Annotated in this window: 9 protein-coding genes; 4 read left to right on the top strand and 5 right to left on the bottom strand. The window is 30.0% G+C overall.

Features of this window, described 5'->3' with window-relative positions; genetic code table 11:
* Window positions 1-291: 291 nt before the first annotated feature.
* A complete protein-coding gene (locus KDK92_RS19685; RefSeq protein ID WP_250861104.1) occupies window positions 292-3,723 on the top strand; it encodes a pyruvate carboxylase in 3,432 nt (1,143 codons plus the stop codon).
* Between the two features lie 110 nt (window positions 3,724-3,833).
* Here the strand turns inward: KDK92_RS19685 and KDK92_RS19690 are convergent, their stop codons facing one another.
* The 3 genes from KDK92_RS19690 to KDK92_RS19700 form a co-directional block, all read right to left on the bottom strand.
* On the bottom strand, window positions 3,834-5,471 hold the full coding sequence (locus tag KDK92_RS19690; RefSeq protein ID WP_250861105.1) for a glycosyl hydrolase family 18 protein: 1,638 nt from the start codon (window positions 5,469-5,471) through the stop codon (window positions 3,834-3,836).
* Window positions 5,472-5,588: 117 nt separating this feature from the next.
* The gene (locus KDK92_RS19695) at window positions 5,589-7,010 is read right to left on the bottom strand and encodes an MATE family efflux transporter (protein WP_250861106.1); all 1,422 of its coding nucleotides are present in this window, start codon (window positions 7,008-7,010) and stop codon (window positions 5,589-5,591) included.
* Window positions 7,011-7,181: 171 nt separating this feature from the next.
* The gene (locus KDK92_RS19700; protein WP_250861107.1) at window positions 7,182-8,108 is read right to left on the bottom strand and encodes an alpha/beta fold hydrolase; all 927 of its coding nucleotides are present in this window, start codon (window positions 8,106-8,108) and stop codon (window positions 7,182-7,184) included.
* A gap of 238 nt (window positions 8,109-8,346) precedes the next feature.
* Between KDK92_RS19700 and KDK92_RS19705 the strand changes: the two genes are divergently transcribed.
* Entirely contained in the window at window positions 8,347-9,855 is a 1,509-nt protein-coding gene (locus KDK92_RS19705; RefSeq protein ID WP_250861108.1) for a methyl-accepting chemotaxis protein, read from the top strand.
* 252 nt (window positions 9,856-10,107) lie between these two features.
* Here KDK92_RS19705 and KDK92_RS19710 read toward each other — a convergent pair whose 3' ends face one another.
* Window positions 10,108-10,578, bottom strand: coding sequence for a hypothetical protein (locus KDK92_RS19710; protein ID WP_250861109.1), 471 nt, complete (start codon window positions 10,576-10,578; stop codon window positions 10,108-10,110).
* Window positions 10,579-10,646: 68 nt separating this feature from the next.
* Window positions 10,647-11,786: a Card1-like endonuclease domain-containing protein gene (locus tag KDK92_RS19715; protein WP_250861110.1), complete on the bottom strand. Its 1,140-nt coding sequence runs from the start codon at window positions 11,784-11,786 to the stop codon at window positions 10,647-10,649.
* Window positions 11,787-11,872: 86 nt separating this feature from the next.
* Between KDK92_RS19715 and KDK92_RS19720 the strand changes: the two genes are divergently transcribed.
* Both KDK92_RS19720 and KDK92_RS19725 read left to right on the top strand, forming a co-directional pair.
* On the top strand, window positions 11,873-12,181 hold the full coding sequence (locus KDK92_RS19720) for a YmaF family protein (protein ID WP_250861111.1): 309 nt from the start codon (window positions 11,873-11,875) through the stop codon (window positions 12,179-12,181).
* A gap of 134 nt (window positions 12,182-12,315) precedes the next feature.
* Window positions 12,316-12,858: a DJ-1 family glyoxalase III gene (locus tag KDK92_RS19725; protein WP_250861112.1), complete on the top strand. Its 543-nt coding sequence runs from the start codon at window positions 12,316-12,318 to the stop codon at window positions 12,856-12,858.
* Window positions 12,859-12,868: the final 10 nt, after the last annotated feature.

The following is a 12,868-nucleotide window of genomic DNA, read 5'->3' on the forward strand; positions in this document are numbered from 1 at the left end:
TAAATGCTCTATTATATTATTATTGAAAAATTCATATACTAACGAATGATAAACCCTTATATTTTCTCATTGTATGCTATTTTTGATCAAATTTTACTCATATTAATATTAAAGAAAACAATTCTGAGAATGATTTTGCAAGAATTTTTTTAAAAAATTGCAGTTGCATTAATAAAATATATTGCATATAATAATATCATTAGAAAATTTGAAAGTTCGCAATGCTCAATATTGCATTTTAGTTAAAATATAATATATTTAGCCCTTAATCGTAATAGGAGGTATTAATTAATGATAAAAAAATTCAAAAGAATACTTGTGGCAAACAGAGGAGAAATTGCAATAAGAATCTTTAGAGCCTGTAATGAATTAGGAATTCGCTCAGTTGCAATATACTCAAATGAAGATAAATGTTCTCTTTTTAGAACAAAAGCTGATGAAGCTTATTTAATAGGTAAAAACAAAGGCCCTATAGAAGCTTATTTAGACATAGATGAAATAATAAATCTTGCATTAAAAAAAGGGGTAGATGCAATACATCCAGGGTATGGATTTTTATCCGAAAACGTAGAATTTGCACGTAAATGTGAAGAAGTAGGAATAGAGTTTATCGGTCCTTCGGCTGCTATGATGGATCAATTAGGAGACAAAATCAAGTCTAAAATTGCTGCTCAAAATGTTGGAGTACCAACTATTCCAGGAGTTGAGAAACCTATAACTTCTGAAGAAGAAGCCGTAAGATTTGCTGAGTTATGTGGGTATCCAATAATGTTAAAAGCGGCCGCTGGCGGTGGTGGACGTGGAATGAGAATTGTTAGAAATGAGAATGAATTACTCTCTTCTTTTAGAAGTGCTAAAAATGAAGCTAAGAAAGCTTTTGGAATAGATGATATATTTATTGAAAAATATTTGGAAAGCCCAAAGCATATAGAAGTTCAAATTTTGGGTGACAAATACGAAAATATAGTTCATCTTTATGAGAGAGATTGTTCTATTCAAAGACGACACCAAAAAGTAATTGAATTTACACCTGCATTATCTCTTACTAAAGAAAAAAGAGATGCTATTTGTGATGATGCTTTAAAGATTGCAAGAGCTGTAAACTATAGAAGTGCAGGTACTTTAGAATTTTTAGTTGATAAGCATGGAAATCATTATTTTATAGAAATGAACCCAAGAGTTCAAGTTGAACACACAGTAACAGAAATGACTACAGGAATTGATATTGTTCAAAGCCAAATTTTAATAGCACAGGGTTATTCATTAGATTCTGAAGAAATCGGAATCTATTCTCAAGAGCATGTGCAACCAAGAGGTTTTTCAATTCAATGTAGAATTACTACAGAAGATCCTACTAACAACTTTGCTCCTGATACTGGTAAAATAGATATTTATAGAACAGGATCTGGTTTTGGTATAAGACTTGATGGTGGAAATGGATTTACAGGAGCTATAATAAGCCCTTATTATGATAGCCTTCTTGTTAAAACTACATCTTGGGCGCTAACTTTTAAAGATGCTGTAAGAAAATCTTTACGTTCTGCAAAAGAACTTAAAATTTCAGGTATAAAAACTAATATTGACTTCTTAATTAATGTATTAAATCACCCAACATTTAAAGAAGGAGAATGTAACACAAATTTTATAGCTGAACATCCAGAACTATTTAATATAGAATCAAATACAGATGAAGAATATAATGTTTTAAAATTCATAGGTGAGAAAATTGTAAATGAAACTAGAGGAATTAAGAAAGATTTTGATGTTCCTGTTGTTCCTAAGGTTAAAGTACCTAAAGATTTAAGTGGAACTAAGTTAATCCTTGATAAAGAAGGCCCTCAAGGAGTAGTTAACTTTATTAAATCTCAAAATAAACTTCTTCTTACTGATACTACAATGAGAGATGCACATCAATCATTAATGGCAACAAGAATGAGAAGCGTAGATATGATTAAAATTGCAAAAGCAACTTCTGTGCTAGGAAAAGACTTATTTTCTTTAGAAATGTGGGGTGGAGCAACTTTTGATGTATCCTATAGATTTTTAAAGGAATCTCCATGGGAAAGACTTCGTGAACTTAGAAAAAAAGCACCAAATGTCTTATTCCAAATGCTTATTAGAGGGTCAAATGCTGTTGGATATAAAAATTATCCTGATAATGTTATTAGGGAATTTATTAAGGAATCCGCAGAATCTGGAATTGATGTTTTTAGAATATTTGACTCATTAAACTGGCTAAAAGGAATGGAAGTTGCCACTGATGAGGTATTAAAAAATAATAAGATAGCAGAAGTTTGTATTTGTTATACTGGTGATATTTTAGATAGCTCCAGAAGTAAGTATGATCTTAAATACTATGTAGATAAAGCTAAAGAAATTGAAAAAATGGGTGCTCACATTCTAGGTATAAAAGATATGTCCGCTCTTTTAAAACCGTATGCAGCATATAAACTTATTAAAGCATTAAAAGAGGAAATTACAATACCAATACATCTTCATACTCATGATACAACAGGTAATGGTGTTGCAACAGTTTTACTTGCAGCTGAAGCAGGAGTAGACATTGTAGATACTGCATTCAATAGTATGTCCGGACTTACAAGCCAACCAGCACTTAACTCTATAGTTGCTGCACTTGAAAATACGGAAAGAGCTACTGGTATAAACCTAAAAGATATTCAATATATATCAAATTACTGGGATGCGGTAAGACCAGTTTATTCTCAATTTGAATCTGGCTTAAAATCTGGATCTACTGAAATATATAAGTATGAAATACCAGGAGGACAATATTCTAACTTAAAACCACAAGTTGAGAGCTTCGGACTTCAGCACAAATTTACTGAAGTTAAAGAAATGTATAAATATGTTAATACTATGGTTGGAGACATTGTAAAAGTAACACCTTCCTCAAAAATGGTTGGAGACCTTGCAATTTTTATGGTACAAAACAATTTAACACCTGAGAATATTGTTTCAAAAGGAAAAGATTTAGCATTCCCTGATTCAGTTGTGGCATATTTCAAAGGTATGATGGGCCAGCCAGAAGGCGGTTTCCCTGAGGATCTTCAAAGTATTGTTCTTAAAGGTGAAGAACCTATTACAATTAGACCAGGTGAATTACTTCCAAGTGAAGATTTTGATAAAATTGAAAAGTATTTAAAGAAAAACTTCTCTATAGAACCAAGTAAAAAAGACCTTCTAAGCTATTCACTATATCCTAAAGTATTTGAGGATTATCTTAAATATATAAAAGAGCATGGTGACATGAGTAAAATGGGCAGCGATATATACTTCCATGGTTTAAGTGAAGGTGAAACTTGTGAAGTTAAAGTAGCTGAAGGAAAAATATTAGTTATTAAACTTCTTCATATTGGTAGAGTTAATGATAAGGGCTTTAGAACATTGATTTTTGAAATCAACGGTAACAGACGTGAGATTGAAATTAAAGATAAAAAAAGCAATAAAATCCTGTCAGTAGACTCTGTGAAAATGGCTGATCCTGATAATAAACTTGAAATCGGTGCCAGTATTCCTGGAAGTGTATTAAAAGTTGTTGTTAATGAAGGTGATGAGGTAAAAGAAAATGATACTTTAATAATAATAGAAGCTATGAAAATGGAGACAAATATTACAGCCTCATCTTCTGGAACAGTTGATTCTATTTTTGTTAAAGAAGGACAGCAAGTAGAATCTGGAGAGTTATTAATGAAATTGAAATAATCAAAGAAAAAAATGTCTGTGGACCTGATCCTCAGACATTTTTTTCCTATGTGACTGGTACACTGATAAATTCTGTCTGTGTACCAGGTCCGCGCTCATATTCTTCCAAACTATTTTTCCGAATAAAATCCATCACTCTCGTACCCCAATCGCCATCCTGCAGCTCCTTTAAGCTTGTACTCCTTAATCATCTTTATTCTCCATTGAAATGACTCTTCATCTTCAATCCATATCTTATGCTTAAGCTTTGCTGTTCCAGACTTATCATATTTATAGTAAGTTAGAACATTGTGTTTTGAACTATCATCATACGATATTGAAATTTCTTCTCCCTCTTTCATTATCGCATCTACATCTTTTTGCCTAACTGTATCCCATCCAACTACAATTTCATTCTTATCTCCAGGATTTAAGAATGTTATGAAGTCTTTCTTTATAAACCCTGAACCTTCACCAACCTTAACCTTATACCAACCATTGAAGTAATCTTCTGTCACGAACTGCTCTCCATATGTCACTGGCTTTATTACCTTACTTGTTTCATCAGCATTTTCATACAATGTAGCTTTATTTCCATTTACTACTCTGCTAGTTACAATAACTGAATTGAACTCACTGTCCCCTTCAACAACTGCGAAATCCATTGTGTAGAATGGTATTGCCAAAATCAGCTTATTGTTTGGAACTCCTTTATCTAAAAGAACATCTACCCCAAACTTAACCCATGGATATGACGAAACTGCCCCAGCATCTATACTATTAGACGTTCTCTCATCATATGCCATGAACATAAATGCATCTGTATATGGTTCTAACTCTCTAATATTCATAAAATCAAAATATGGCGATCCATCATAAGGATAAGCTACACAAATCATTATTTCCTTATTGCCAATAGCTTGTTTTAACTTCTTTATGAATTCAGTGAATCCATCTCTATTTTCTTCACCTATAGCTTCGAAATCTATTATGATTTTATCGGCTTCAAGATCTTTCAAAGAGTCTGCTATCTCTTCTATTATTTTATTCTCTTTATCTTCATTACCAAATAACTCTCCTACACTATCAGTAAAATCCTTAAATAATCCATGAACACTATTATCTCTTATAACATGAAATGTAGGTATTAATTCATATCCGTTATTCTTTAGTTTGGTAATATACTCTTGATTTATAACCTTCTTCAAGCTTTCAACTTTACCATCCTTATAATTAAAAAAGTATGTTAGAGGGCTGATACCTTGAAGATTTTGATCATTAGCTTTCTTATTTACCATATTTCCCTTATTATTTAGAATACCTTTGTATGCATCATTATTTATAGCAGCTTCCCATGCTATAAAATCACTTAATTCACTCATGGAGTATTCTTCTGTTTCAAAAGAGAATGAAACCTCTTCTGCTAACCCCTCCTGATTAATCCCTTTTACTCCTTCTTTTATGAAAAGGGTATAACTTGTACCAAATCTATAGTCTTTTATAGGATAAACTTCAACTGTTTTGTTATCAATTATCTTAGTTGTTATTTCTAATTGATTTCCATCTTTTTCTTTTAGTATTACTGTATCCTTATTGATAGATTCCTCTACAAAACTTTCAGAGAATATTATTCTCCACACTTTATCAATAGGTACTTTCTTATCATGCTTTATTTCTCTTCCTTGGATTCCATAAACAAGTTGGCTTGTACCCAAAAATACAGCCATACAAGTTACAAAAACTGTCATCATCCTTATGTATTTCCTCATAAATCCGCACCCCTTTTCTTCAATATTCTTACATTTTAATTATATCATATAATGAATCAATCTTCTGTAAATTAATTTTAACAAAATAAACCATCGTAAAAATACGATGGTTTAAACTTATGCTGATATTTTATTTTCTCTATTATTCCTCTTAAAGTGTGCCCTTATCTTATCTATTCCAACCTCTGGTCGTCTCATTAAAAGTATAATGAATAATGATACTAATACAACACCTTTCAATATACTACTCAAGGTTATACTCCACCAAACTCCTTCAATCCCTAAAATTGTAGTTGATAGAATATATGCTGCTGGAACCCTTGCTCCTGTTAATATCATACTTACAAATGAAGGTATTTTAGTTTTTCCGAGTCCATTGAAGGCACCTGCTGTTGTTATCTCAACACACATAAATAGTTGCGATAGCCCTAGTATTCTCAAATAAATGGTTCCCATCCTTAGAGGTTCTTCGCCTGATATAAATAACTTAAATATTGGTTCTGCTGCAAATACTAGAAGGCATGTTACACCAACACCAAAGACAGTTACAATTGAAATAGCTGAAAAATATCCCTTATATATTCTGTCCCATTTTTTAGCACCATAGTTTTGTCCCACAAAAGCACTTAAAGCTGTCTGAAATCCTCCTGCAGTCATCCATGATAGTGACTCAATCTGAGAACCTACCTTTTGTACACCTATTCCAACTGGATCTATACCAGAAATTATTCTTCCTATATACATACTGCAGAAAGTAAAAAATCCACTTTGAATAGCAACAGGTATACCTATTTTTAGTATATCCTTCATATATGGGATTTCAATATTTGATAATATATTTACTCCACTAAATAAAGTTTTTTCCCTTTTATTCGTCTTAATTGCTATTATAAATGCAATAGTAACCACCAACTGTGAAATAATTGTTGCTATGGCAGCCCCTTTGACTCCCATTTCACTGAAAGGTCCTATACCATAGATCATTAATGGATCTAAAATAAGATTTAATATTATTCCAATGAAATTCATTATTAAAGGAGTTACGCTATCTCCTGACCCATTAAATATAGCTGTAAATACTGGATTGATAAAATAAAAAACTAATCCAAATGCGATTATTGTAAGATACTCAACAGCCATATTATTAATAATTTCACTTTCAATGTTAAAGAATCCTATAAAATTTTCTTTAAATAATAATATTACCCCTGTGTAAAATACCCCAAGTATTATAATCATCTGAATTGCAGTCTTTATATATTTTTTAGTATCCTCAAACTTATTCTCTCCTAATGATTGGGAAACCTTAACCTCTGCCCCGATTTTTGCAAGCATAATAAATGCCATTCCAAACCATGAAAAGAATCCTGCAGTTCCAGCAGCGGAAACCGCTTGTCCAGAGGAATCATAATTACCTAACCAAAACATGTCCATCATATTATAGGCCATCTGCAGTAGCGAAGTTAACATAATTGGTACTGCAAGTTTAAATAAGCTTCCATATATACTTCCTTGAGTGAGATCCACTCTCTTTTTCATAACTCATCCTCCCCTCTTCTAATGCTACATAATGAATATTAAGATATATCTTCACATAATATATTTTATTTCATGTGTCTAAAGTTTCGATAATCTAATTTTATGCCGAATCAAAACTATTATACACTCATTTAGAAGTAGTAACAAGAGGTAAGTTTTATTAATTATTTATTATTTAATCCACTGAATTATGTCCTTATACACATCATTTCTATTAGTTTCATTTAGTATCTCATGTCGCCCCTCTTCATATAACTTTAATGTAATATCTTCTACCCCACTCTCTTTTAATTTATTATAAACCTTCTTAACACCCTTTCCAGCAGCTCCCACAGGATCTTTATCGCCTGAAATCATAAGTATAGGAATATTTTTCACTGTTTTGTTAAAAGCTTCACTAGAATTTATATATCTAACTCCTGTAAATAAATCTTCATACCCTTTTACTGTAAATATAAATCCACATAATTCATCAGCTATATACTTATCTACTTCCGCACCTTCCCTACTTAACCAATCAAAATCGGTTCTTGTAGGTTTAAATTTCTTATTAAACCCTCCAAATGTAAGTTTATCTATTCTTTCACTTCTATGCATAATTCCATTTTTCTTTTTTTCAACACCAACTAAATGTAGTGCTAATTTAGTCATAAATGCATTTGTGTACCCTGTTCCACAAATTATACACTTTGATATTCCCTTTGGATCTCTTGTTAAATAGTCTCTAACAATGAACGATCCCATACTATGACCAAATAGAATTATTGGTTTATCTGGATATTGTTCAATTATATGTTTAGTTATTAAAACTTCGTCCTCCACCAATCTATTCCATCCATTTTCTTCTCCGAAAAATCCTAAATTTCCATCACCCTTAGCTGCTACTCCATGACCTGAATGATCATCTCCAACAACCACATACCCTAACTCATTTAACTTTTCCGCAAATTGTTCGTATCTCTTAGCATGCTCAGCTGCACCATGTACAATCTGAAATACCCCTTTGATATTAGCCCTATCAATATTGTCATTTACCCACTTATGAATTAAAATTTCACTACCATCTTTTCTTTTTATTTCTTCTCCACTATAAGTCATAATTATCCCCCTTTGTAATTTTTACTTACCTTTTACTACCCAATGCATATTCAAATATTTAATATTATTTTACATCTTCCAAGGAATTTTTTCTATATAATTACATTATAATATATAATTAACTATTAATATGTGAAATTTTAGGCAATTCTTGACTTACATTATATATATTATATAATCTCATTATAGATTAATTTTTTATATAAAATTATCATATTATCAACCTTAGGAGGTATTTATGTCTAATAATCGCAATTTCCATCTAATCGATGTGTTGATTATAGTACTTTTAGTAATAATATTCTCATTAATATCATTACTACCAATACCCAAGTATATTCCGATAGGCTTGGCAGTTTTTTCTACTTATATTACATTTTATATATTATCAAAGAAAAACATTCAAAAATCAGAAAAGCTTCAAAGTTATTCACATGAAATTCATAATAATACTAACTCATCTAATAAGGATTTAACTGTAATTTCTCAAAAATTAGCTGATAGTAGTATGGACATTTTTATTTCTAATAGAGAACTAAGAGAGTTTTCTGATAAAATAAATTCTGCTTCAAAATCAATAATATCGCTTTCTGAAAATGATAATAATTACATACAAACTTTAATCAGCTTAATTGAATTAATTAGTTCACAAATAAGTAATATTGTTGATGTTTCTGAAAAGGCAAATAATATTTCTAATAATAGCATTGCTACTCTTACTAGTGAAAAAGATACCATATCATCTGCAATATCAAATATGGTTGATTTAAAGGAATATTACGATACTTTATTGAACAGTACTGATAATTTAAAGAATCTTTCATCTGAGATTTCTAGCATTACTAATTATATCGAAGATGTTGCTAATAAAACTAATTTATTAGCATTAAATGCTCGTATCGAAGCTTCAAGAGCAGGAGAAGCTGGAAATAGTTTTGCTGTTGTAGCCAATGAAATCAAAAAATTATCTGAACAAACCAAGAATTTTAGCTCTAATATATCAGAATATATTTCTGATATGGAAAGTGAAATAACTAATTTAAATAATAAATCTTTATCGACTAATGATAAGATATTATGTGCGAAAGAATCAGTTCAAAAGATAGATAGTACATTTTCAACGGTTGTACAAGCTAATCAAGATCTTCATAAGAGAATTAATGATATACTAGATAGCTCTGATACAATCTCTAATTCATCTGTTGAAATCAAAGATACAATTCATGAATTAAGCATTTGTCATACAACAACATTTGGTTCCGTACAAGAAATCGCAGCTGATATTGATTTGCAATGGAATGTTATTCAGACTCTTAATACTATTACTGAAAATATATCTAATGTTTCTAATAATTTATTAAACCTTTCAATTGATCAAGATGTATACAATAGACTTGAAGAAATAGGCTTAGATATAATGAATAATACTCAAATTGTTAAAACTGAAGACTCCTTAAGAAAATATTGTGATTCTCTTGGTATAAATGAAATATCTTATGCTGATAAGGAAGGATATTTTAAATATGTTTCACTTAAAGATGCTTATATGTTGAATATATTTGAGTTGGATTCAAGATACAAAGACTTTATCAATAGTAATGACAACCTTAAGATTTATCCTCTTACTAGAAGAACTGATACTGGAGAGTTATATATATTCATGGCCATTAAACGATTAGATGAAGATGGTGTAATATCAGCAGCTATATCCATCACTAATCTTCTTAAATTAAAAACTAATCAATAACAGGGGAAGTACTTCCCCTACAACCCCTTCATTTTTCATTCTTAAGAAAATTTTCAATTTCCTTAAGAATGAAAAATGCACCTCAAGTATACTTAAGGTGTCGCATTAAATAAATTTTATTTGGGAGAACATCATGATTAATTATGGGGTTTTATTAATCATTATTGGTCTGTTGTTTAACTAACCAACAATGACATTTTACTACTAAAAAAAACACTCCACAAGGCTTTTTATAAAATATTAATAACTCTTTTATATACCGTTCATTTTCTTAATAACTTCATCATATTCTCTCTTTATTTTATCAATATCTTTATATGGATAGGAAATTACTTTTTCCTCATTAAGAAGATAATCATCATTCAAAGAAACAATCATTATCTTCTTTGTATTAGAACTTAGGTATACTAATACCCCATTTTGATTATTATATCCCTTTCTTAATAAAGTAATATTTCTTTTAAATTCAACATTTTTACATATATATTTTTCCTCACCAACAAATATATTTCCCGTAAATTTTGTCTTCTTTAAAAAAGATTTATTTATAGTTCCATCTATTTTTATTATAATTTCATCAACTATTTTTTCTTTTGAAATGTCAGCAACTTTACATTCATATAATCTATTCACTTTAGAGGGAATAAGATTAAATATGTATGCAAATAAAAAAACAACAATTAACGCAAATATTACTTGAACCCAAATTCCTTTTGTTCTCATGATGCTCTCCTATTTAATTAATCCTATTATTATTTTATGCTGAGAACTATAAAATAGTTTTACTTTTTTTATTGTATAACTTCTTTTAATTTTTTCTTAAATTTATAAAAATCCTCATCAAATATTATTAAACTTATTCCCATTTCCTTTGCTCTATCACTTGTAGTACTTTTATAAGATTCTTTTGTTGCTACCAGTATTTTTTTTACTGTCTTTCCTCCAATTTTTTTAGCATATACTTCTAATTCATTTAATGTATCAGAATCATAATGAGCGGTATCTTTACATGATATATAAATAAGATTTGAACTATATGAAGCAAGAACATCTACCTCATTTTTTATATCTTCTTCTTTTCTATCCCATAAGAAAACCACGCCAGCTTTAGCATCGTCAATAAATCCTAGTTCTTTTATTGCATCATAAGTTAATACCTCTAACCATGTACCAACCTTTCCTATAAAATCCTTACAAGAATTATTTGAAAATTTAAAGGTTATTCGCTCTTTATTTCTAGAAGATATTTTCCCAAGGGAATTTTTTCTCAATTCTTTTAAAAACATCATCAATACTGAATATTCTCTATTACTTAGTTTCATTGTCATAAACTGCACTATATTGAGCCTTGCTCTATCCCAGTTTGTAATATCATAATTTCTTTTTATTCTTTTAAATATTTCCCATTCTCTTCTATTATTCATAATAAATTTGCTCATATTTATAAATCTTTCATCATCAAATATCTTACTATTCTCTTCTAAGATTTCTCCACCAGTAATTCCTATAAAATCATGTATATCCATATCAAATTCTGAAATACTCACTTCTTTGTCTTCATCTATAAATAATATAGTATCTTCTTTATTATCTATATATACACATTTCAGTCCTAATTCCTGTGCCTTTATATATACCATTAATACAGCTTTGGGTTTATCACCAAATAAGCTGATTATTGTATCTTCACTATTAAACTCCTTTAAAACATTTCCCAGGTAATTGTTATTTATCTTTTTTACACATCTTCTACTACAATTTATATGAGAGTAATTAATTTTAAAGAATTTACTTATCTGTTCATAGTTCTCATTACTTTCCATATCCTCATCTATTATAAAGATAATATTTTCTGGTTTAAAAAATAACATAGAAATTATACTTCCATAGTTTCTATTATTCATAATACATACTAAATTTTTATACCCCATAAATTTACCACTCCTTTATACCATTTTATCACCAAGCAATCTCGTATTCATATAATATACTGAACCATTACTTAAGGAGGCAGAAAATGCACTGCTGTTGTTGCGAACACCGACATAAATTTAAATGTAGAACCGGCTGCTGTGAAGATCACACTCATAAAATAAAAGGTTATACTTGCTGCTCTGATAATGTTTGTTATCATACACACATATTAGAGGGTTGCTGTACTTCAAAAGATGATCATGCACATCGCTATTGTATAGAAACCAGCCCAGCTATCCCATTACCTTGCGGTGGACATTGTCATTACGTTGATAGTGAAACCAATTGTTATTATGGTCATGTTCATGATGTATGTTTTGAAATTGAAGACAAAAAAACTGATTTATGTTGATCTTTTACTAATAGTACTTCAAGCTAGGTTTAAACAACCTAGCTTTCCTTACATATAATACCATCATAATGTATATTATTCTTCTATTAAACAGATATTATTCTAAAAGCACACTATATCTGAAAGGAGATATTATGAATAAGGTTCTTATTATAATTGATAGTGGATTTGAATTGATTGAGACACTCTCTGTTGTTGATGTATTAAGGGCATTACATATTGAAACTCACCTCTGTTCAATGAATGATAAGTTGGTAAAGAGTTTTAGAGATGTTAAGATTAACTGTGATATAGTATTTTCTGATGTTAATTCTGAAGATTATTCCTGTATCGTTTTCCCTGGAGGCCCAGCTGCTGATGAATTGATGAAGAATAAACATCTTCTGAGTTTTACTAAATCTTTCTTTGAAAAAGGTAAACTCGTTGCTGCAATATGCGGTGGTCCACAAATTCTATCTTATGCTGATGTTGTTGCAGAAAAGCGCGCTACTTCTCATCCAAAAGTGAAAAATAATATATGTTGTAAAGAATATGTTGATGAACCAGTAGTAATTGATGATAATGTAATAACAAGTCAGTCTCCTGTCACTGCTTTAGGTTTTGCATTTGCTATAGCTGAGTCTCTTATTGGAAAAGATGCTTGTAAAGAAGTTAAAGATAATTTCCTTTTTGAATAAACTAAATGGC

It is taken from the genome of Oceanirhabdus seepicola (assembly GCF_023684385.1).
Taxonomy (GTDB): domain Bacteria; phylum Bacillota; class Clostridia; order Clostridiales; family Clostridiaceae; genus Oceanirhabdus; species Oceanirhabdus seepicola.